19 protein-coding genes are annotated in these 22,189 nt (G+C 30.4%); 11 read left to right on the forward strand and 8 right to left on the reverse strand.

The window, feature by feature from the left end; genetic code table 11:
* Positions 1 to 20: 20 nt before the first annotated feature.
* Positions 21 to 401 (forward strand): PUR family DNA/RNA-binding protein, encoded by a 381-nt coding sequence (locus L0U72_RS03275; RefSeq protein ID WP_101916911.1) that lies wholly within the window; start codon positions 21 to 23, stop codon positions 399 to 401.
* A gap of 73 nt (positions 402 to 474) precedes the next feature.
* Here L0U72_RS03275 and L0U72_RS03280 read toward each other — a convergent pair whose 3' ends face one another.
* Positions 475 to 1,575 carry an isochorismate synthase gene (locus L0U72_RS03280; RefSeq protein ID WP_233898407.1) on the reverse strand — a complete coding sequence of 367 codons (1,101 nt, stop codon included), beginning with the start codon at positions 1,573 to 1,575 and terminating at the stop codon, positions 475 to 477.
* Positions 1,576 to 1,606: 31 nt separating this feature from the next.
* A complete protein-coding gene (locus L0U72_RS03285; RefSeq protein ID WP_193699866.1) occupies positions 1,607 to 2,023 on the reverse strand; it encodes a PaaI family thioesterase in 417 nt (138 codons plus the stop codon).
* A gap of 56 nt (positions 2,024 to 2,079) precedes the next feature.
* Between L0U72_RS03285 and L0U72_RS03290 the strand changes: the two genes are divergently transcribed.
* Complete coding sequence (locus L0U72_RS03290) at positions 2,080 to 2,604, forward strand: IS1096 element passenger TnpR family protein (protein WP_101916914.1); 525 nt, start codon at positions 2,080 to 2,082, stop codon at positions 2,602 to 2,604.
* A 74-nt stretch (positions 2,605 to 2,678) separates the two neighbouring features.
* Positions 2,679 to 3,299, forward strand: a complete 621-nt coding sequence (locus L0U72_RS03295; RefSeq protein WP_101916915.1) for an L-threonylcarbamoyladenylate synthase — start codon at positions 2,679 to 2,681, stop codon at positions 3,297 to 3,299.
* Positions 3,300 to 3,307: 8 nt separating this feature from the next.
* Here the strand turns inward: L0U72_RS03295 and L0U72_RS03300 are convergent, their stop codons facing one another.
* A complete protein-coding gene (locus tag L0U72_RS03300; protein ID WP_233898408.1) occupies positions 3,308 to 4,318 on the reverse strand; it encodes a glycosyltransferase family 2 protein in 1,011 nt (336 codons plus the stop codon).
* A 24-nt stretch (positions 4,319 to 4,342) separates the two neighbouring features.
* Positions 4,343 to 4,786 (reverse strand): type I restriction enzyme HsdR N-terminal domain-containing protein, encoded by a 444-nt coding sequence (locus L0U72_RS03305; RefSeq protein WP_193699864.1) that lies wholly within the window; start codon positions 4,784 to 4,786, stop codon positions 4,343 to 4,345.
* Positions 4,787 to 4,803: 17 nt separating this feature from the next.
* Here L0U72_RS03305 and holA point away from each other — a divergent pair, with 17 nt between their 5' ends.
* On the forward strand, positions 4,804 to 5,805 hold the full coding sequence (gene holA / locus L0U72_RS03310) for a DNA polymerase III subunit delta (protein WP_233898409.1): 1,002 nt from the start codon (positions 4,804 to 4,806) through the stop codon (positions 5,803 to 5,805).
* Here holA and L0U72_RS03315 read toward each other — a convergent pair.
* A complete protein-coding gene (locus L0U72_RS03315; RefSeq protein WP_233898410.1) occupies positions 5,789 to 6,109 on the reverse strand; it encodes a transposase in 321 nt (106 codons plus the stop codon). The genes holA and L0U72_RS03315 overlap by 17 nt on opposite strands.
* 102 nt (positions 6,110 to 6,211) lie before the next feature.
* On the reverse strand, positions 6,212 to 7,240 hold the full coding sequence (gene tsaD / locus L0U72_RS03320; RefSeq protein ID WP_233898479.1) for a tRNA (adenosine(37)-N6)-threonylcarbamoyltransferase complex transferase subunit TsaD: 1,029 nt from the start codon (positions 7,238 to 7,240) through the stop codon (positions 6,212 to 6,214).
* Between the two features lie 230 nt (positions 7,241 to 7,470).
* Here tsaD and L0U72_RS03325 point away from each other — a divergent pair, with 230 nt between their 5' ends.
* From L0U72_RS03325 to L0U72_RS03345, 5 genes are all read left to right on the forward strand, one after another.
* Positions 7,471 to 11,892 (forward strand): translocation/assembly module TamB domain-containing protein, encoded by a 4,422-nt coding sequence (locus L0U72_RS03325; RefSeq protein WP_233898411.1) that lies wholly within the window; start codon positions 7,471 to 7,473, stop codon positions 11,890 to 11,892.
* Between the two features lie 40 nt (positions 11,893 to 11,932).
* Positions 11,933 to 12,865, forward strand: a complete 933-nt coding sequence (locus L0U72_RS03330) for a DUF368 domain-containing protein (protein ID WP_101916921.1) — start codon at positions 11,933 to 11,935, stop codon at positions 12,863 to 12,865.
* 44 nt (positions 12,866 to 12,909) lie between these two features.
* The gene (locus L0U72_RS03335) at positions 12,910 to 13,932 is read left to right on the forward strand and encodes a DUF368 domain-containing protein (RefSeq protein ID WP_233897766.1); all 1,023 of its coding nucleotides are present in this window, start codon (positions 12,910 to 12,912) and stop codon (positions 13,930 to 13,932) included.
* Positions 13,904 to 14,674 (forward strand): shikimate dehydrogenase family protein, encoded by a 771-nt coding sequence (locus tag L0U72_RS03340; RefSeq protein ID WP_233884267.1) that lies wholly within the window; start codon positions 13,904 to 13,906, stop codon positions 14,672 to 14,674. The genes L0U72_RS03335 and L0U72_RS03340 overlap by 29 nt, the downstream gene beginning before the upstream one ends.
* A 151-nt stretch (positions 14,675 to 14,825) precedes the next feature.
* Positions 14,826 to 16,670, forward strand: a complete 1,845-nt coding sequence (locus L0U72_RS03345; RefSeq protein WP_233898412.1) for a DUF349 domain-containing protein — start codon at positions 14,826 to 14,828, stop codon at positions 16,668 to 16,670.
* A 123-nt stretch (positions 16,671 to 16,793) separates the two neighbouring features.
* Here the strand turns inward: L0U72_RS03345 and L0U72_RS03350 are convergent, their stop codons facing one another.
* Both L0U72_RS03350 and L0U72_RS03355 read right to left on the reverse strand, forming a co-directional pair.
* Entirely contained in the window at positions 16,794 to 17,174 is a 381-nt protein-coding gene (locus tag L0U72_RS03350; protein ID WP_101916925.1) for a Rid family detoxifying hydrolase, read from the reverse strand.
* Positions 17,175 to 17,212: 38 nt separating this feature from the next.
* Complete coding sequence (locus L0U72_RS03355; RefSeq protein ID WP_233898413.1) at positions 17,213 to 19,987, reverse strand: putative LPS assembly protein LptD; 2,775 nt, start codon at positions 19,985 to 19,987, stop codon at positions 17,213 to 17,215.
* Between the two features lie 112 nt (positions 19,988 to 20,099).
* Between L0U72_RS03355 and L0U72_RS03360 the strand changes: the two genes are divergently transcribed.
* The gene (locus L0U72_RS03360) at positions 20,100 to 21,161 is read left to right on the forward strand and encodes an N-acetylmuramoyl-L-alanine amidase family protein (protein ID WP_233860938.1); all 1,062 of its coding nucleotides are present in this window, start codon (positions 20,100 to 20,102) and stop codon (positions 21,159 to 21,161) included.
* A gap of 61 nt (positions 21,162 to 21,222) precedes the next feature.
* Positions 21,223 to 22,188, forward strand: coding sequence for an MlaD family protein (locus L0U72_RS03365; protein WP_101916927.1), 966 nt, complete (start codon positions 21,223 to 21,225; stop codon positions 22,186 to 22,188).
* Position 22,189 lies beyond the last annotated feature (1 nt).

The following is a 22,189-nucleotide window of genomic DNA, read 5'->3' on the forward strand; positions in this document are numbered from 1 at the left end:
TATTATCTAAGAAATGAACTATGAGTGAGAGAGAGAGAGTAGAGCAAGAAGAAATTTTTTCACAAGTTTTAAGAGCAGGAAGACGCACTTATTTTTTTGATGTAAGAGCAACCAAAGCATCTGATTACTATTTAACGGTAACAGAAAGTAAAAAATTCACCCACGATGATGGTTCTTTCCATTATCAAAAACATAAAATTTACTTATATAAAGAAGATTTTTCGGATTTTAAAGAAATGTTAAATCAGGCTACTGATTTTATTGTAAACGAAAAAGGCTCGGAAGTAATTAGCGAACGTCATCAAAAAGATTATAAAAAAGAAGAAGAAACTGAAACAGTATTAGAAGTGCAAGCAGTTCCTACAGAGGTATTTACCAATGTTTCTTTCGATGATATTTAAAAAAATCAATTCAAATTCAATTTACATTTTTACACAAAAAAAGCATTAACTTTAATCGTTAATGCTTTTTTATTTATAAAACTTTTTTCATAGTCGCTGTTTTTGCGACTGTTTCTAACCACTCACTTTTAGGATTGCTATCTTTAGTGATTCCACCGCCAACATATATAAAAGCTGTATTATTTTTAATTTCCATACATCTTAAATTCACAAAAAGCTCCGATGTATTTTTGCCTGTTTTTGTTAAGTTTAATTCTCCTAAAAAACCAGCATAATAACTTCTATTATAGTTTTCATTTTTCAAGATAAAGGCTTTCGAAGCTTCCAAAGGCAAACCACAAACCGCAGGAGTAGGGTGTAATTTTTTTAGCAATGTTGAATTTTCTGTGGTGCTTTCAGAAGTGTTTTCAGAAGTAATTGTAGCGGTAATTTCCCCTGAAATTAATGTTTTTAAATGGAGTAAATTTCCAGCTTTGATGGTTTCTACGTCATTTTTTTGAACTTTAGTGCAAATAGTTTCAAGTTTGCTGGTAATATAATCGGTTACAAATTGTTGTTCTTCAATTTCTTTTGATTGCCAAAATACATCAGTCGTTCCCTTAAAAATCTGTGTTCCTGCCAATGCCATTGTTTCAAAATTTTGGGCATTTATTTTAACTAATGTTTCAGGCGTAGCACCAAGCCATAATCCAACTTTTGGATGAAACCAAATATAGGTAAACGCATTTTTATAATTGGTAAGCAATTTTTGAAATGCCGTTATCGCATTAAAATCGGTAAGAGAAATAGCTTCTTTTCTTGATAAAACAACTTTTTTAAACTGATTTTCTACAATAGCTTGAATGCCTTTTTCAACTAAATTAAGATGTTTTTTTTCTGCTGTTTCTGTTGCTTTTTTTTGTGAGATAAAATTCTTTTCAGAGATTTTATCAGAAAAATTAAAAGACGGTGTGTTTTCTTGTAGAAAATCAGCGTTATTTTCAGGAATTAAAACGGCTGTATTTTCGGCATCAAAAGGAGCAAAAATAAAACCTTTTTCTGTGTATTTGTCGGATGTATATAAAAAATCATCTTGTTGAAACCAACCGTTTAAAATATTGGTATTCGGTTTTCGATACACTACAAAAGGATGTTTTATATCAAGCCAATTCTTTATTTTTAAAAAAATATTCAATCTAAATTTATTTTATATGATGCTAAGAAGCTTATTTTTTATCTAAAACAATGTTCGTTATTTTACACAAAGAAATTAAATTTTGTTGTTCATCAACAATTTTAACTTCCCATAAATGCGTAGTTCTTCCTTGATGAACTGCTTTGGCTGTGGCAAAAACGTTGCCTTCTTTTTTACTTTTTACATGATTGATACTTAATTCAATTCCTTTTACGATTTTAGTTGTATCATTTAAAAAAAATGCGGAAGCACAACTTCCAACTGTTTCGGCTAAGGCCGCCGTTGCTCCTCCGTGCAAAATACCTTGCGGTTGATGCACTCTCGAATTTACAGGCATTTTGGCAGTAATATAATCAGCACCAACGTCAATAAACTCAATTTGAAGCGTTTCCATTAACGTATTTTTATTATAACTATTTAAAATATCAAGAGATTGTTGTATATCCATTTTACTAAAATTTTCATTCAAAAATACGTATTTTTGTAGCGACAAAAAATGATACCATGTATAAAGTACGCGTAATTTTAGATACCCAAAAAGATGTAATAAGAACTCTAGTAGTCAATGAAGTAAAATCATTAGAAAATTTGCATGCCGATATTGCAAAATCATTTGGTTTTAATGGGCAAGAAATGGCATCGTTTTATAAAACAGATAACGATTGGAATCAAGGCGAGGAAATTCCGTTGTTTGATATGTCTGAAGAACAAGAGGCTTTATCAATGGCAATTTGTGGCATCAAAGAAACGTTACCGACAATGAATGATAAGTTAATTTATGTGTACGATTTTTTACAAATGTGGACATTTTATGTTGAACTTGTTGAATATTCTGATGAGGTTATTGAGGAATCAAAAATAATTTTAAGCGTAGGTGAAATTCCTGATGAAGCTCCCGAAAAAGAATTTAAAGCGTCAAAATCTTCCAATAATTTACAAGATGATTTTGATGATGAATTTGGAGGAGAATTTAATGATGAGTTTCCAAGTTTCGAAAATATTGATGATTTTGATTTTGATAATTTTTAAATATTTTTAGATTTTTATAGCGCATAAAAACAGCAAAATAAACAGTAATAAATAGCAATAAATAGCAAAGAGAGATGGCACAATTCATAAAATTATACAACGATAATCCGAATCCGAAAGAAATTGCAAAAATTGTGAAAGTTTTACAAAATGGCGGTTTAATTATTTATCCAACAGATACTATTTATGGCTTAGGATGTGATATTACCAATACAAAAGCACTCGAAAAAATCGCTAGAATAAAAGAAGTGAAGCTAGAGAAAGCAAATTTTTCATTTATTTGTAATGATTTAAGTCATTTATCCGATTATGTAAAACAGATAGATACGCCAACTTTTAAGATATTAAATAGAGCGTTGCCAGGACCTTATACCTTTATTTTACCAGGGAGTACTTCATTGCCAAAGGCATTTAAAAAGCGAAAAACGGTCGGGATTCGTGTGCCAGATAATGCTATTGCTCAGGCGATTGTGGAGGCTTTGGGAAATCCAATTGTTTCTACATCGATTCATGATGAAGATGAAATGATAGAATATACCACCGACCCAGAATTGATTTTTGAGAAATGGCAAAACCGTGTCGATATTGTAATTGACGGTGGCTATGGCGATAATCAAGCATCAACAGTTATTGATTTAACCACTGCGATGCCAGAAATAATTCGGGAAGGAAAAGGAAGTTTAGATATTTTGTAATTTTTTTGCTATTTTAAATTTTCAAATTTCGTTCTTCCCAAAGCATAACATTGCCAAACAACAGAAATATGATTGTTATAATTTGATTTCTGTTGTAGTTTTTTCCTTTTTTTGAGGAATTTAAAAAAGTTTGCATAAAAGCTAAAATGTGCTTTTAAAATAGCGATAGTATGTGTTGGTTTTAATTCAATTAAAAATTTAATTCCTGCGATTCCGTCTAAAATCAAGCGAGAAAAAATTACAAAAAACACTAAATTGTTCGGAATATTTTTAAGGATATTAAACAAACTATTTCTAAAGTTTAAGTGGGTTTTCTGCGGATTTATTGCTTCCAAAGTAGCACCGCCAACATGATATACGGTTGATTTTCCTACATATTTAATCGTGAAATTATTGTTTTTTGCTCGCCAACATAAATCAATTTCTTCTTGATGTGCAAAATAATCTTCATCAAAACCACCCAATTCATGATACACTTTTGAGCGGATAAAAAAACACGCTCCCGATGCCCAAAAAATTTCGGTGGTATCATTAAATTGTCCGTTATCGGTTTCTAAATGATTGAAAATTCGTCCACGACAATATGGGTATCCGTATAAATCTATAAATCCGCCACCTGCTCCTGCGTATTCAAATTTTGCTTTGTCTTTCTTTTTAGATTTAAAATCTAAAATTTTAGGCTGAATAATTGCCGTTTTTTCTTCTTTTTTAAAGGTGTCTAAAATAGGCGTTAGCCAGTTTTTTGTAACCTCGATATCAGAATTAACTAAGCAATAAATATCGGCTTTAATATGTTGTAACGCATCATTATATCCTTTGGCATAACCGCCGTTAGTAGTATTTTTAACAATTTTAACCGTAGGGAAATTTTGTTTGATAAATTCAACAGATGTATCTGAAGACGCATTATCAGCCACATAAATTTCGGCTTCTTGCTCACTAAAATTTACGATACTCGGTAAAAATTGTTCTAATAATTGTTTTCCATTCCAATTTAATATAACGATGGCTGTTTTCATATTGGCGAATTTATCAATTATTTGTTATTTATAATCAGGAATATCTTTTAAAAAAATATAGGTTTCATTTTTTGTATCAAGTTTGCAAAAATAATGCGATAATCCGTTGGTAACCACCAAAAAATTAGCCTTTAATTTTAAATTATAACGGGCAATTTGGTCGAAAGTATCTTGTGCAATTTTGATTTTTGGAGCTTTACATTCCACGATAATATTCGGTGTGCCATCCGAAGAAAAAATAACAATATCGGTGCGTTTTTGAAGAGTATTCAAAACTAATTGTTTTTCAATCGCAATTAAACTCGCAGGATATTTTTTTTCTTCCATTAAAAATCGAACAAAATGCTGACGAACCCATTCTTCAGGAGTTAATACCAAGTATTTTTTTCTTAAATTATCAAAAATAAATGTCTTATTATCGTTACTTTTGAGCCTAAATTTGTAGGTAGGAAGATTCAATTTTTGCATGCTTCAAAAATAATAAAATGAACGATATTAAAGCTATCATCTCCGATATAAAAGCAGGAAATTTAAAGCCTATTTATTTTTTAATGGGCGAAGAACCGTATTATATTGATAAAATTTCAGATTATATCGAAGAAAATGTGCTTGATGACTCTGAAAAAGGGTTTAATCAAGTGGTTATGTATGGCAGAGATGTTACGATTGATGAAATTATAGCATCGGCAAAACGCTACCCGATGATGGCTGATAAACAGGTGATTATCGTAAAAGAAGCACAGGATTTAAGCCGTACCATTGATGCAATTGAAACCTATGCTCAAAATCCACAAGTAAGTACCGTATTGGTTTTTAATTATAAATATAAAAAGCTTGATAAACGTAAAAAATCGTACAAAGCGATTGCTAAAAATGGTTTAATTTATGAAAGTAAAAAATTATATGACAATCAGGTTGCTGATTGGATTCGTAGAGTTTTAAGCGGGAAAAAATATACGATTGAGCCAAAAGCATCTCAAATGTTGGTAGAGTTTTTAGGAACAGATTTAAGTAAAATCGCCAATGAATTGGATAAATTAACTGCTGTTTTACCTCAAAAAACAATTATAACCGATAAACATATTGAACAAAATATTGGTATTTCAAAAGATTTTAACAATTTTGAATTACGAAAAGCAATCGGTCAAAAAGATATTGTAAAAGCAAACAGAATCATCAATTATTTTACGCAAAACCCTAAAAATAATCCGTTAGTAATGACGATTTCATTATTAAATAGTTTTTTTACACAATTGTTAATGTATCATGGTTTGAGAGATAAATCCAAAGGTTCTGTGGCTAAAAATTTAGGTATAAATCCTTATTTTGTAGATGATTATACGGTTTCAGTAAAGAAATATCCAATGCGAAAAGTATCGCAAGTAATCGGTTTTTTAAGAGAAGCAGATATTAAAAGTAAAGGAGTTGGAGCAAATCAATCACAGGGAGATATTCTAAAAGAATTATTGTTTAAAATTTTGCATTAATTTTATTGAGGCTGTCTTCTTCCCAATTTTGAGGATTATTTTTGATATATTCTGAAATTTTTAAATGTGATTTTTCATTTCTGATAATGTGTTCCCAATAATTTCGTTGCCATAATTTTTCATCAAAACGTTGCCAATTATTTGATTTTACATTACGAATATAATCATTTGTGGTCATGGTTTTAAACCATTGAACCACCGAATGTAGGGGCGAACCTATGTGTTCGCCCAACGATTCCTGTTTGCCTAGCGATTTATGTTTATCTAACAATTCCTGTTTGCTTAAAAATTCCTGTTCGCCCAACAATTTATGTTTGTCAATTTTTACGGATTGGTGGCGGGCAGATAGGTGTGAGCGTACAGATATGTGTGGGCGGACACATAGGTCAGCCCCTACGAATTACATTTATTCTGTAACTTTTAAACGTGCTTTTGAAGTTACGGAAATATCGGTATAATCATTATTCAAATGTTTTAAATATCCAGCGATGGCAATCATGGCGGCATTATCGGTGGTGTATTCAAATTTTGGAATATAGGTTGTCCAACCCCAATGTTTTTCAGCTAAAAGTAAACGTTTTCTAATTTCTGAATTTGCAGAAACGCCACCAGCAATTGCAATGTGTTTAATATCGGTTTGTTTCACGGTGTTTTTTAATTTATCCATCAGAATTTCAACAATTGTATGTTGAATAGAGGCACAAATATCATGTAAATTTTCTTTGATAAAATCAGGGTTTTCTTTTACATTTTTTTGGATAAAACGCAAAATTCCTGTTTTTAATCCGCTGAAACTAAACTCTAAATCGCCGACTTTTGGCTTGGTAAACTGATACGCCTTTGGATTTCCTAATTGTGCATATTTATCAATTAAAGGACCTCCAGGATATGGTAATCCTAGTATTTTTGCCGATTTGTCAAACGCTTCTCCAACGGCATCATCAATAGTTTCCCCTAAAATTTCCATTTCAAAATGATTGCTAACTTTAACAATTTGCGTATGTCCGCCGCTAATAGTTAAACAAACAAACGGAAATGGCGGAATTTTAGCATTTTCATCTTCAATAAAATGCGCTAAAATATGTGCTTGCATATGGTTTACAGCAATCAACGGAATGTTTAATCCTAAGGCAAAAGATTTAGCAAAAGATGTCCCAACTAATAAAGAACCCATCAAACCAGGACCTCGTGTAAAAGCAATGGCACTTAAATCATTTTTGGAGATATTCGCCTGTTCAATAGCTTGTTGCACTACAGGAACGATATTTTGTTGATGCGCTCTTGATGCCAATTCAGGAACAACACCGCCGTATTTAGCGTGTATTTCTTGGTTTGCAACCACGTTACTTATTACCTTTCCGTTGTAAATTACCGAAGCACTTGTGTCATCACAAGAACTTTCAATACCCAAAATATAGCTGTTTTTTGTCGTCAAAATAGTATTTGAATTATTCAATTTAATCGTGTATTAAAATGCAAAAATATCGTTATTACGTTAGATTTTCGTTAAAATTGATATTTCTTTAAAATTAGGCAATATTTTTGCTGTTAGCGGGTTACATTTGTTAGTCATTTTATAAAAATAAAATCATCATTAAAAAGCTAGGGAAAATAGTGTGGAAGTGTTCAAAGTACGTGCTACTTTTTTTAATCTTGCTCATTATTTTGCTATCGCTACCCGTTGTACAAACTCAAATAGCAACAAAAGTAACAACTGTTTTAAATCAAAAATACAATACAAATATTGTTGTTAAAAAAGTCGATTTATCATGGTTAGGAAATGTTCAATTAAAAGAAATTGAAATTAGAGATCATCATAAAGATACTCTTATTTTTATTCAGAATTTAAGTACTTCACTATTAAATGTAAAACGTATTGTTGATAATAAAGTCGATTTAGGGGAAGCTTCTTTAAGTGGTGCGTATCTTAATATGAAAAAATATAAAGACGAAAAAGACGACAATCTTGCGATTTTTATGGCCTCTTTTGATGATGATCATCAGAAAGATAGCGTTACACCTTTTGTCTTAAATAGTGCCAAGATTTCGTTGGATAATTTTACGTTTATCAAAACAGATCAGAATAAAAAAGAAGCATTAGAGTTTTCAGCACACAATGTACATGGCGATTTTATTGACTTTTCTATCAAAGGCCCAGAGATTTCTCTAAAAATGAGAGAAGTCTGTTTTATCGAAAATAGAGGAATTCAGATAACAGATATGGCGACCGATTTTCGGTATACCAGAAAATATATGAATTTTGAGAATACTGTTTTAGAAACAGCGAATAAATCAAAAATAAAAGGAAATTTTAAATTAACATACAACAGAGAAGATTTTGCGAATTTTAATGATAAAGTGAAATTTAAAGCCACTTTATTAAAAAGTGCCCTCGCTATTAAAGATTTAAATAAATTTTATAAAGAATTAAAGGGAAATGATATTTTGCATTTCACCACAAATATGAACGGCGTTTTAAATAATTTTAGCCTGAATAATATCCAATTATATTCCGAAAAAGGAATGAAAATTATTGGAGATATGGGTTTTGTAAACGCTATCAAAAAAGAACGAGGATTTGTTTTTGATGCTGATTTAGATAATGTTACGGCTAATTATTTTCAATTAAAAAATGTGCTTCCTAACGTCTTAGGGAAATCGTTACCGAATGAATTTCAACGATTTGGAAACTTTACACTTAAAGGACTTATTCGAGTTACACCAGCACAAATGGAAGCGACAATATCGGTGAAATCTGCCATAGGAACGATTATTTCAGACCTTCAATTAACCAATATTGATGATATTAATCAGGCAGTTTATACCGGTGAAGTTGCTTTTAAAAATTTTGATTTAGGTATTTTTGCAAACGATCCAATACTTGGTGAAATATCCTTAAAAGCCGACGTAAATGGTAGCGGTTTTAATATGGATAACGTAAATACAACCATTATCGGAAAGATTAGTAGCCTTGAATTTAATAAATATACCTACAAAGATTTATATGTAAATGGTCAGTTTCAAAACAAAAAATTCGACGGTTTATTAAAATCAAAAGATGAAAATTTTAACCTCAATTTTGAAGGGTTAGCCGACTTTTCATCCGTAGTAAATAAATTCGATTTCGTAGCAAATATTGATAAAATAGATCTTAAAAAAACAAACTTTTTTACCCGAGATAGTATCGCAACGCTACATGGAAATATCAATTTAAATATTTCAGGAAATAATTTTGATGATATTATTGGAAAAGCAACCTTTGAAAATCTAGTGTATAAAAATCAAAAAAAAGACTATTTATTTGAAAAATTTGAAATAAATTCTTCCGTAAAAGATAGCATAAAAACGATTGAAGTAAATTCAAAAGAAATTGTTACAGGTGCGTTAAAAGGAAAATTCTCTTTTGAAGAATTAATTCCCATTACCCAAAATGCACTGGGAAGCGTATATGCCAATTATCAACCTAATAAAGTTGCTCCAAATCAGTTTTTAGAATTTGATTTTACCATTTATAATCAAATTATCGACGTGTTTTTTCCAAATATTACAATCGCCAAAAATACACGCATAAAAGGACGTATTAATTCCGATAAAAATGCCCTGAAATTAACGTTCACATCACCCGAAATTCAAGCCTATAAAAATAGTATCGAAAATATTGTGTTGCGTATGGATACTAAAAATCCGCTGTATAATACGCATTTAACAGCTCATAAAATCAGCAATAAATACTATAATATCGAAAAATTAAACCTGCTAAATAGAACCAAAAATGATACACTCTATTTTAAATCGGTATTTAAAGGAAGTGAAAATCAGTCAGAAACTTTTAACCTAGATTTCTATTATACTATTGATGAATTTAAAAAATCAGTGGTTGGTATTCAAAAATCAAACTTCAATTACAAAGGATTTAATTGGATTATCAATAAAAATGAAGATAAAAAACATAAAATAGCCTTCAATCTAAAAGAAGATAATTATATCATTAGTCCGTTTTTAGTAGAGTCGGAAGCCCAAAAAATTGCCTTTAAAGGCGTTGTAAAAGATACTACTTATAAAGATTTACAAGCCAGTTTTACCAACGTTAAATTAGGTAGTTTTTTCCCTGTAATTGACAATTTAAGCCTAGAAGGAAATCTAACGGGGAATATCGATTTACAACAAAAAGAAGGGAAAATAGCACCAAAAACAACGCTATCAATAGAAGACTTTTATATTAATAAACAACCTCAAGGAACGCTATCTTTGAAAATAACAGGGGATAATTCCTATGAAAAATATAACGCAAATCTTTCGTTGATTAACGAAAAAATAAAGCATATTTCAGCAATCGGAAGTCTTGATTTTTCAGCGAAAAAACCAAGCATAGATGCACAAATCTATTTAGAAGAATACGATATTTTAGCGTTTAGCCCGCTGGGAAAAAAAGTACTAAATAAATTAAGAGGGAAAATTACAGGGAATTTTAGAGCCAAAGGTTTGTTAAGTAATCCTGATTTTAAAGGAACTTTAAATGTAGAAAATGGTGGATTAACATTTCCGTATCTAAATGTAGATTTTGACCTAAAAGGAAATACGAATATCGTTTTAGATAAGCAACAATTTAAACTCAAAAATGTTCTGCTAGAAGATACAAAACATAAAACAACAGGAGATTTATCAGGATATATAGCGCATCAAAATTTTAAAGATTGGTATTTGAAATTAGATATTAATACCAAAAATTTACTGGTTTTAGATACCCAAGAAACCGAAGAATCTTCCTATTATGGAACCGGTTTTTTAAACGGAAATGCCGAAATTAGAGGACTTACTAGTAATTTAGATATCGTGATTGATGGAAAAACAAATAAAGGAACATTGTTTGTAATTCCTTTAAATGATGTAAAAACTATTGATAATTATAAATTAATCCGCTTTAAATCAGCAGAAATAGATGCTCAAAATAATCAAGAAACAATCAAAGATATAAAAGGACTTGATTTGAAAATAAATCTTGAAGTAACAAAAGATGCCGTCGCTCAAGTTGTTATTGATAAAGTTTCTGGAAGTGAACTAAAAGGAAGCGGAAAAGGAAATTTAAGAATCGATATTAATACGCTTGGGAAATTTAAAATGTATGGCGATTTCGAAATTCATAAAGGATTATATAATTTTAAATATGCAGGAATTTCAAAGCCATTTATGGTGCAAAAAGGAGGACGAATTGCTTGGAATGGAAATCCGTATAATGCCGAATTGGATTTAATTGCCATCTATAAAACCAAAGCAAATCCCGCTCAATTACTCGATAATATTAACTCAAGCCGTAAAATACCCATCGACTTATATACCAAAATTACAGGAGGATTATTCAGTTCTAAACAAGAATTTGATATTAAAATTCCAAATGCAAATTCAACGGTAGCTTCCGAATTGGAATTTATTTTAAACGGAAATGATTTGAATACTAAAATGCAACATTTTTCATTTTTGTTAGCTTTTGGAACTTTTTATAATCAGGAAAATATCGGGAGTAGTGCCGCTAACGGATTACGAGGAACTGCCTCTGAAATCGCATCGAGCATTTTAACGGAAGTATTAAATAGTGATGATAGTAAATTTCGATTAGGACTCGGATATACGCAAGGCGATAACGGAAACTCGGAGGATGTAAATAGTTTAAAATCAGACGATCAAGTTGATGTTTCGGTAAGTACACAAGTAAGCGATAGAGTGTTGATAAACGGAAAAGTAGGCGTTCCTGTGGGAGCAAATACCCAAACAAATATAGTTGGAGAAGTGAAAATTGAAGTGCTTTTAAATAAAGAAGGAACTTTAAGAGGAACGGTTTTTAATCGACAAAATGAAGTGCAATATTCATCCGAAGAAGAAGGATATACACAAGGTGTTGGTTTTTCTTATCAAGTTAATTTTAATAATTTAGCAGGACTTGCAAAAAAATTAGGACTTAAAAAAAATCAGCAAAAAAATAGTCAGAAAAATAATCTTAAAAATAACCTGAAAGACACACTTAAAATTAAGGAAGTCAAGAAAAAAATTAAGAAAAATAAATTTGTCAGCTTTAAAAAAAACAGAAAATAAATCAGTAGAAAAATCAGTGCAAAAGAATAATTAAAATTACATGAACAGAACCAAAAAAGATTATTTAGTAATCATGCTAAAAGGACTCGCTATGGGAGCCGCAGACGTTGTTCCTGGAGTTTCAGGAGGAACTATTGCTTTTATTTCAGGCATTTATGAAGAATTATTAAACTCCATAAGTGGCATTACTCTAAGTTTATTTAAAACCTTAAAAAATCAAGGATTTAAAACCGCTTGGAAACAACTTAATGGAAACTTTTTAGCATCGCTTTTTATAGGAATGTTTATCAGTATACTTTCTTTGGCGAAAGTAATTTCGTGGTTACTTGTAAGTCATCCAATTTTATTGTGGTCTTTTTTCTTCGGATTAGTTTTAGCAAGTATTATTTACATCGCAAAACAAATTACAAATTGGAATTTTATCGCCATTATATTACTGATAATTGGCGGTATTTTAGCGTATTATATTACGACATTAAATCCTCTGATTGCTGAAAATTCATCGACAATATTTATGTTTTTAGCTGGAGCAATTGCCATTTGTGCCATGATTTTACCTGGTATTTCTGGTTCGTTTATTTTAGTGCTTTTAGGAGCATATAAACCTGTGTTATCTGCTATAAACACTAGAGATTACACCACCATAATGGCAATTGGATTCGGGGCAATTGTAGGATTATTATCTTTTTCAAGACTTTTAAAATACTTATTTGCACATTATAAAAATTATACGTTAGCAGTTTTAACAGGATTTATAATTGGGTCGTTAAATAAAATTTGGCCTTGGAAAAAAGTGCTCACATTTAGAACTAATTCTCACGGTGAAAAAGTACCGTTTAACGAATTATCAGTTTCGCCATTTTCATTTGATGGAAATCCGCAAATAATGTATGCGTGCTTATTAGCAATCTTCGGATTTTCGTTAATTCTAATTCTTGAAAAATTAGCCGTAAAAAGTCATCAAAAGGATTAAAAATTCCTAAAAAATAAGTATTTTAGTTCCTTATATTTTAAAAAATGTATCAACAACAGCAACGCACATTATCACAAAAAATAGTGCTTTTTTTAAAAGGAATAACCATGGGAGGTGCCAATAAAGTTCCTGGAGTTTCTGGAGGAATGGTGGCTTTTGTAATGGGATTTTATGAAGAACTTATTTTTTCTTTTCAGCGGATAAACGCAAAAGCATTTAAATTGCTTTTCAATGGACGCTTCAAAAGTTTTGCCCGATACACCAACTTACAATTTTTAACATTGATAATGTTAGGAAGTATGTTTAGTTACTTTACAATTTCATTGGTGTTAGATTATTTTTTAAAAAACAATGAATTATATGTTTGGTCGTGGTTTTTTGGAATGATTATCGGTTCAATTTATTATATTTCAAAAGATTTTAATGACTGGAAATTAAAAAATACAATCGCTCTAATCATTGGTGTTGCTATCGGTATTTTTATCAGTTTTTTAACGCCCGCCAAAGAAAATGATAATCTTTGGTTTGTTTTTATTTGTGGGATTATCGGCGTTTCAGGGATGACACTTCCTGGATTATCAGGGTCTTTTATTCTGATTTTATTAGGAAATTATGTGTTATTATTGGTCGATAGCGTCAATGTTTTTGCAAGTGTTGTAACGAGTTTGGTATCAGGCGATTTTGAGGTGTTGAAAAATCCTGTAAAAATAAGATATTTAAAAATCATAAGCGTTTTTACGCTGGGTTCTGTCTTCGGGTTAGTGTCTATTTCGCATATTTTAGGATACGTTTTAAAACGATGGCATCAGCTGGTAACTGCCGTAATTATCGGTTTTATAACAGGTTCTTTAGGAATTGTATGGCCTTGGAAAAAAACAATATTCAAAAGCAATGAAAACGGTTTTTTATTCGATAAAAAAGGACATAAAATCGTGGAAAATTATCAGCGATTTATACCCGATTTTTCAACACAAGAAACATGGATTTCAATAGGTTTTATCATCTTTGGAATCGCCTTAATTTTAATGATAGACTTTTATGCAAGAAAAAAAACAACAAAAAACTAAGAACACATACGCCTTAGTTGGAAAAAATATTTCATACTCTTTTTCAAAAGGATATTTTACCGATAAATTTGAAAAATTAGGACTCGATTCAAGTGAATATGTCAATTTTGATATCCAATCAATAGAGGAACTTCCCCTAAAAATAAAAGAAAATAAACAGCATTTAAAAGGAATGAATGTTACGATTCCTTATAAATTAGAAGTATTCAACTTCTTAGATAAAATAGATAAAAAAGCACACAAAATAGGTGCGGTAAATACTATCAAAATATCTAAAAAAGGAAAATTAAAAGGATTTAATACCGATGTTTATGGATTTAAAAAATCCTTACAACCATTGCTGGAAAATCATCATCAAAAAGCCCTGATTCTAGGAACAGGAGGCGCCTCAAAAGCAGTTGCCTATGTGCTTAAAAAATTAAATATCAACTATCAATTCGTTTCTAGAAATCCGCAAGGAAAAAAAGAAATTTCATATCAAGATGTATCCAAAGAAATTATAGAAACACATCATCTAATAATTAATTGTACACCTTTAGGAACGCATCCAAATATAGAGGATTGTCCTGATATTCCGTATCAATTTTTATCTGAAAAACACCTCTTGTTTGACCTGATTTATAATCCAGCAGTAACTACGTTCTTGAAAAAAGGAAAAGAAAAAAAAGCAACCATCAAAAATGGACTCGAAATGCTAGAACAACAAGCCGAAAAAGCTTGGAGAATATGGAATGACCAATAATTTAGAAGTAAATTAAAATAAAATAGCGTATGCTATAATATTATAGAAGAATCCGTATATTTATAAAATTAATAATTTAAAAATAATTAATAAAACTTTTAAGAATTAAAAGTTGAAAATTAAATTAATAAGGAACTTAAACATTGTAGATATGTTAGAAAATAACGAAAAAGAAGTACAAGAACCAATTACAGCGGAAAATACTGTTGTGAAAGTAGCAACCGAAAAAGCAGTGAACGAAGTAGAAACACAAGTTGCTAATGAAGCTGAAAAAGTAGATGAAAAGCACGAAATACCAATGCTGGAATATGCAACGATGGAGTTGGATATATTGGTGTCGGAATTAAAAAAGTTATTAGACAACCATCAAGTACAACAGTTAAAGTCGAATATTGATGCCATTAAAAATGCTTTTAATACCAAATTTAATGACTTACTAACTCAAAAAAAAGAAGCCTTTTTAGCCGAAGGTGGAAATGTAATTGACTTTCAGTTTTCAAGTCCTATTAAAGCCGAATATAATAAATTAGTAGGCGAATATAAAGCCAAACGTGATGCGCATTACGCACAATTGGAAAATCAATTAAAAGAAAATTTAGACAAAAGAAATGCCTTAATCGAAGAGTTAAAAACACTAATCGAAAAAGCAGACGCCAAAACAATGTATAATGATTTCCAGGAAATTCAAAAAAAATGGAAAACAATAGGCGCTGTTCCTAAAACAAAATACAATGATACTTGGAAAATATACCATCATCATGTAGAACGTTTTTATGATTTATTAGACTTAAATAAAGACTTTAGAGAACTTGATTTTAAACATAATTTAGAAGAAAAATTAAAACTTATTTCGCACGCAGAAACTTTAAATGAAGTAGCTGATGTAAATGTAGCTTTTAAAGATTTACAAGATTTACACCGCATCTGGAAAGAAGAAATAGGGCCTGTAGGTAAAGAACATCGAGAAGATATATGGGGAAAATTTAGTGAAGCAACCAAAAAAATACACGATAAACGTCATCAATATTTTAGAGAATTAAAATCGAAATATCAAGAAATGATTGACGCAAAATTGAAAGTTGTTGCCGAAATTAATGCGTTCGATACTTCGAAAAATGAATCGCACAACGATTGGCAAAAAAGTATTGTAGAACTTGAAAAACTACGTAAAAAATACTTTGATATCGGGAAATTACCCTACAATAAAAGTGAAGCTGTTTGGCAAGAATTTAAAAATGCGACCAAAAAATTCAACAGTTCAAAAAATGTTTTTTATAAAGCTGAAAAAAATACCCAAAACGATAACTTAAAAAGTAAAATTGCACTTATCGAACTTGCTGAAAGCATTAAAGATAGCGATGATTGGGAAGAAGCAACCAATACTATGAAACGTATTCAGTCTGATTGGAAAAAAATTGGTCATGTACCAAGAAAGTTTTCTGATGATATTTGGAAACGTTTTAAAGATGCTTGTAATTTCTATTTTGATAGATTACATGCTCAAAAAAATGAGCAAAATAAAGAGCAATTAGCGCTTGTTACCGATAAAAAAGCATTTATAGAAAAAATAAAAACATCCGAAGACTTAAGCCTAGAAGCGATTCAAGAAAATATTGTTGCATGGAGAGCTTTAGGAGCATTGCCTAGAAATGCTCGTCATTTAGATGAGAAATTCAACAAAGCAATTGACGCGCATTTAGGAAAACTAAACATGAGTAAAAGTGATATCGAATTGATGAAGTTTAAAAATTCGATTGATATGTATTTATCACAAAAAGATTTAAAAAAATTAGATAACGAACAATATTTTATCCGTAAGAAAATAGATGAAACAGTTCGTGAAATGCAACAATTAGAAAATAATTTAGGTTTCTTTTCTAATGCAAAATCGGATAATCCTTTAGTATTGAATGTTCGTAAAGGGATTCAAGAATTTAAAGACCAATTAGCTGTTTGGAAATCAAAATTAGCATACATTAAAAAACTTGATTATTAGATTTAGTAATAATTTTCAATCAAATTAATAAATCAAAATAATAAATCAAAATAAATTAAATTTTAAAAAACGAACTCGAGTCTTTTATGTGAATATAAAACATAAAAAACTCGAGTTTTTTTATTATTTAACAGCAATCATACTAATTTCTACATTCACAAATTTAGGCAAATTCGCTACTTCTACAGTTTCTCTTGCGGGAGCTGTTGCTTCGTTAAAATATTGGGCGTAAACGCTATTTATTTTTGAAAAATTATTCATATCAGAAATGAAAATAGATGTTTTTACGACATTTTCAAAAGTCATTTCAGCAGCGGCTAAAACTTCTTTCATGTTTTCCATAACTTGTTTTGTTTCAATTTCGATGGTATCTAATACGAGTTCACCATTTTCAGGATTGAAAGCAATTTGACCCGAAGTATATAACGTATTTCCGCTTAAAACAGCTTGATTGTAAGGTCCAATAGGAGCAGGAGCTTTATCGGTAGTGATAATTTTTTTCATTATATTTTGATTTTATGTTTTGATATTTTTAGAGATTCTTAAAATAACACTCTATCTGGCGGTTTATTTTTATCCCATTTCAAATCGCTTAATACTGATGATTTTACTCCGATAAAGAAATTATACGAAGTTCTTTGTCCGAAAGGTGTCCAACCGAAATTTAAACGCCAACTATCTAAATCTCTAGAAAAATTTAAATTTGTATAGGAGAATCCAGTATTTTTAATGTCATATCCAGAATTAAAACCAACGCCCCATTTAGGCGATAATTCGACATTTCCACTAAACATTAAAATATTTCGAGTAATATCGCTGGTAAATCCGTCATTAGAATAATTTAAGGTATAGGTTAAATTTAACGTCCAAGGAATTTTATGACGATATAAAAGCGTTTCTTTTACTTCCGTTTCATTCTCTGGTGTATTGGAAAAATCGTTGGCATTTTTATTGTTTCGACCAAATAAATCAGGGGTGTCTTGCGCACCGTTTCCGTTATTTTTACGCTTATTTTTATTGTTTTTTAGACTTTCTTTATCTTTTTTAAAATCTTCACTAGACAAAGAGTAATTTGCCGTTATGCCCACTGTTTTTATTCGGAATAATTTATCATTAAATTTATCGATTTTTTCTCCCTTTTTATCAAGCTGATACGGGTCTAAAAGCATATTCGCATTTAACGCTAATTTATCTTTGAATAAACGAGTTCCCGCACTTACAGTAACATCGCTCCAACGAATACTATCTTTGGTAATATCGTAGGAAGTACTAAAATTCAAATTATTTAAAAGTGTTATTTTCTGATCTTCTTCATCACTATCGGGGTCTTTTGGAGCTACTTTGGCTTCTAAAACATTGTTAACGGCAATTCCAATTCTATTTGAAGTTCCACTTCCTGGGGTACCATATATTCCTCCTTTAAAAGGAGAATACGTTCGTAAATCGGTTGGGTCAGAGCTTTGTTGTACTTGTAAATCGTGATTTTTAGCAAAATTAGGCGTATATCCGTAAGAAATCGAAGGTCTAATCGTATGACGAATGGCTTTTAAACGTCCTTTTTTAAAGTTAAAAGTTCCGTAAATATTTGTAGATAAAGAAACTCCAAAATTATAAGTATGAAACCGATTGAATCCGCCAATAGTATCGTTTACAACCGCACCTAAATTTTTATCAGCATTGACTTTTGTAGGGTCGTATCTTTTATGAATTTTATCAAAATACCAAACATCTCGATAACTTGCACTAGGCGATACTGTAAAATGTTTAAACGCTTTTAAATTCGTACTGGTGCTAAGATTATGTTGAATCCCTTTTTTGGCAGTATTGAACATTTTTGCCGTAAAAAACTCATCATCCGTAGTATTTATAAGGTATTGTCCTTGCATACTATAATTCAAACCCATTTTTTGAATCGCATTATTTTTAGCACCTCCTTTGCCTGCAAACGGATAGACAGGACGCATATTTAATTGCAAAGCAGGTAGGGTCATGGTTATTTCTTCGGTGTTGGTGTTTTGACCATGTTTTAACGTAATATTCATGTTAAAAGGCGTTCCAACGAAGTTTTTTGAATACGAAATCGATGAATTTAAACTATTGTCAATAGCTCTTGAATTATTTGCTTGATTCAACGATTCTAAGAAAAAAGTACTACTTCCTAAATCAACAGAGGCAGAAAAACTAGAATTTGGACTCGATTTAGTATCTCGATTATGACTCCAACGAATATTGAAACTAGAACTTTTATTATAGTTTGATAAACCTTTAATTCCTTGAATATTATTCTGAAATTGAAGACTAAAATTCCCACTGAAATTGTAGCGTTTATAATAGTTAGATTCCGTTCGGAAACCCCAACTTCCATTGGTGTATAAATCTCCTAAAACAGTTAAATCAAAATAATCACTTAATGCCAAATAATATCCTCCATTTTGTAGAAAAAATCCTTGACTATTACTATCTCCCCAAGATGGAATGATAAAACCAGAGGTTCTTTTATCTGTTAAAGGAAAGTAGGCAAATGGTAAAAATAAAGGGGTCGGAACATCCGCTAAAACCAAATTACTGCTACCTACAATTATTTTTTTACCAGGAACTAATTTGGCTTTGTTAGTTTGAATATAATAATCGGGGCGTTTCTTTTTTGAGGTGGTAAAACGTAATTTACGCATATAAATGGTCGAATCATTGACTCGTTTTGTTTTTTCGGCATAAGTTATAATACCACTTTGAACCGTTTTTACGCCATAAACCAACGCTTTTTTAGTTTTGAAGTTAAATAAAATAGAATCTTGTTCTGATTCTTGTCCATCTTGTTTAAAAACAGGGCGTTGATGATAACCTAAACTATCTTTTATTCCCTTGGCGTACACGGTATTGTTTTTATAATCAAGCACAATTATTCCTGCTTTCAAATCAATATTTGTGTACGTAATTTGGGCTTTATTATATAACGTTACTGTTTTATTTTTTGCATTCTGAAGCGTATAATCTTCCGCATTATGCGTAATGATGCCTTGAATAACTTCTTTTTTCTCTTTGTCTTGTTTATTTAAAGAAATTAACGAATCTTTTAGATAATCCTTAGAAGGTTCTTTTAAGGAATCTTTCGAGATATTTAAAACTGTCTTTTTTTTAGGCTTTTTAGCCTCGATGCTTGTTGTACCTAAATCTTGAGCTACACTTATTTGATAATAAAAAAGGCAGAAAGCTAAAAGTATGTAAGTTAGAGTTGTTCGCAATGTTATAAATGCTATTTTTGTGTTATATTTAAAAATATCTGGCGTATTATTTGCACGCCTAAATACAAAACCCAAAAATAGTTAAATTTTATTGATGCAATTCTTAAAATTACGTAAATATAATCACCTAAAAAATTATTTTTTATTTTTGATCTCAATATTCTTTTTATTGGGTGCTTCAACACAGGTGATAGCTCAAAAAAAATACAATATTGTACTTGATGCAGGACATGGAGGAAAAGATCATGGAGCTTCGAGAGGTTCCTATATCGAGAAAAAAATCGCCTTGAAACTTGCCTTAAAAGTAGGTGAAATATTAAAGAAAGATAAAACAATTAACGTCAGTTATACTCGAACGAAAGATGTTTTTGTCGAACTTCATAAACGAGCAAGTATCGCTAATAAAAAAAATGCCGACCTTTTTGTGTCGATTCACTGCAATGCAAATAATTCCTCAAAACCACACGGTTCTGAAACCTATGTGCTAGGTTTAAAGGGAAATCAAGAGAATTTAGAAATCGTAAAAAAAGAAAATGCCGTGATTTTCTTGGAAGATAATTATCAAAAAAATTATGATTACGATCCTAATTCTCCACAATCTTTAATAGGATTATCGGTATTACAAGAAGAAAATTTAGACGCAAGTTTGTCGTTAGCAAGTTTGGTGCAAACTAATTTTAAAAAAATAAAAAGATATGATAGAAAAGTAAAACAAGCTAATTTTTTAGTCTTGCGAGAAACTGTAATGCCAAGCGTACTTATTGAACTTGGTTTTTTATCGAATAAATCCGAAGGAAACTTCCTTAATTCAAAATACGGACAGCTAAAAATGGCAAAATCACTCGCAACTGCCATCAAAAAATACGTACAACGATTAAAATTAAATACGATTCAAGATAAAACAATCGTATCAACTAAAAAAATATCAAAAAAAATACCAAAAAAAATAATTCGAAAACCAACTCGAAAAATTGCTAAAAAATCAACGTCTAAAATTGCCTTTAAAGTACAAATAGCAGCGTCCAAAAAACAACTAAACAAACGAAACTTTAACTTTAGAGGACTCAAAAATGTAGAATCGAAGTTTATTGGTGGATATCATAAATACTATTATGGAAGTTCTTCTAGCTTTTCACAGGTTAAAAAAACATTAACACATCTGAAAAAAATAGGCTATAAAGATGCTTGGATTGTCGCTTTTAAAGGAAATAAAAAAATATCGGTTAAAGAAGCACTGAGAAATCATTAATTTAGAAAAACTATATTTATACTCCCAAAATATTAGTATTTTCGTGGGATAAATTTTATGTATGTCAAAAGAACTAAAAACTGGTATTGTTGCTATCGTGGTTATCGCCCTATTTGTTTGGGGATATAATTTTTTAAAAGGAGAAAATTTGTTTAGTGGTAGTAATCGGTATTTTTATATTGAATACAAAAATATAAACGGACTAAACGAAGCGAGTCAAGTAACCATAAATGGATTGAAAGTTGGTAAAATTGAAAATATTTCCTTCAAAGATACTCCTGATAAAAAAGGAATGTTACTTGTGAAAATTTCACTGAATAATGATTTCGTTTTCTCTAAAAATAGTGTTGGTAAAATATATTCCGCTAGTTTAATGGGCGGACAAAATTTAGCAATTGTTCCTCGATATGATGGCGAAAAAGCTGTTTCTGGAGATTATTTAAAAGGAGAAGTAGAATCTGACCTTTTTTCATCCGTAGGTGAAAAATTAAATCCGATTCAATCAAAACTTCAAAATGTGCTAATCGGTGCAGATTCATTACTTGTAGGCGTGAATCAAGTATTGGATGAAAAATCTAGAAAAAGTTTAAATAATAGTATTCTTGGTTTAGAAGGAACAATTAACGGTGTTCAAAAAACCCTGAAATCAGTAAATAACTTGTTAGCAAATAACAAACAAAATCTTGATGCGACCTTTAAAAATACTAAAAAAATTACGGATAATTTCTCGAAAATATCCGAAGATTTAGCCCAAACAAATCTTGGTGCTACCGTGAAAAAATTAGAAACAACCTTGGCGAATGTAAATGGATTATTAGCCAACGTAAAAGACGGAAAAGGAACGCTAGGGAAGTTAATGACCGATGAAAAAATGTATGCAAACTTAACAAATGCATCAAAAGAAATGGAAGAATTATTACGGGAAATGAAATTAAACCCAAAACGATTTGTTCATTTTTCATTATTTGGTAAAAAAGCAAAAGCATATAATGAAGAAAATAATACCAAAAATATAAGTGCGAAATAAA

It is taken from the genome of Tenacibaculum piscium (genome assembly GCF_021390755.1).
Classification (GTDB): domain Bacteria; phylum Bacteroidota; class Bacteroidia; order Flavobacteriales; family Flavobacteriaceae; genus Polaribacter; species Polaribacter piscius.

Coding starts and splice junctions, on each gene's coding strand:
- L0U72_RS03365 (WP_101916927.1), top strand. CDS start 21,223: ATGTCAAAAGAACTAAAAACTGGTATTGTTGCTATCGTGGTTATCGCC.
- L0U72_RS03300 (WP_233898408.1), bottom strand. CDS start 4,318: ATGAAAACAGCCATCGTTATATTAAATTGGAATGGAAAACAATTATTA.
- L0U72_RS03335 (WP_233897766.1), top strand. CDS start 12,910: ATGTATCAACAACAGCAACGCACATTATCACAAAAAATAGTGCTTTTT.
- L0U72_RS03350 (WP_101916925.1), bottom strand. CDS start 17,174: ATGAAAAAAATTATCACTACCGATAAAGCTCCTGCTCCTATTGGACCT.
- L0U72_RS03275 (WP_101916911.1), top strand. CDS start 21: ATGAGTGAGAGAGAGAGAGTAGAGCAAGAAGAAATTTTTTCACAAGTT.
- holA (WP_233898409.1), top strand. CDS start 4,804: ATGAACGATATTAAAGCTATCATCTCCGATATAAAAGCAGGAAATTTA.
- L0U72_RS03340 (WP_233884267.1), top strand. CDS start 13,904: ATGCAAGAAAAAAAACAACAAAAAACTAAGAACACATACGCCTTAGTT.
- L0U72_RS03295 (WP_101916915.1), top strand. CDS start 2,679: ATGGCACAATTCATAAAATTATACAACGATAATCCGAATCCGAAAGAA.
- L0U72_RS03330 (WP_101916921.1), top strand. CDS start 11,933: ATGAACAGAACCAAAAAAGATTATTTAGTAATCATGCTAAAAGGACTC.
- L0U72_RS03345 (WP_233898412.1), top strand. CDS start 14,826: ATGTTAGAAAATAACGAAAAAGAAGTACAAGAACCAATTACAGCGGAA.
- L0U72_RS03305 (WP_193699864.1), bottom strand. CDS start 4,786: ATGCAAAAATTGAATCTTCCTACCTACAAATTTAGGCTCAAAAGTAAC.
- L0U72_RS03285 (WP_193699866.1), bottom strand. CDS start 2,023: ATGGATATACAACAATCTCTTGATATTTTAAATAGTTATAATAAAAAT.
- L0U72_RS03290 (WP_101916914.1), top strand. CDS start 2,080: ATGTATAAAGTACGCGTAATTTTAGATACCCAAAAAGATGTAATAAGA.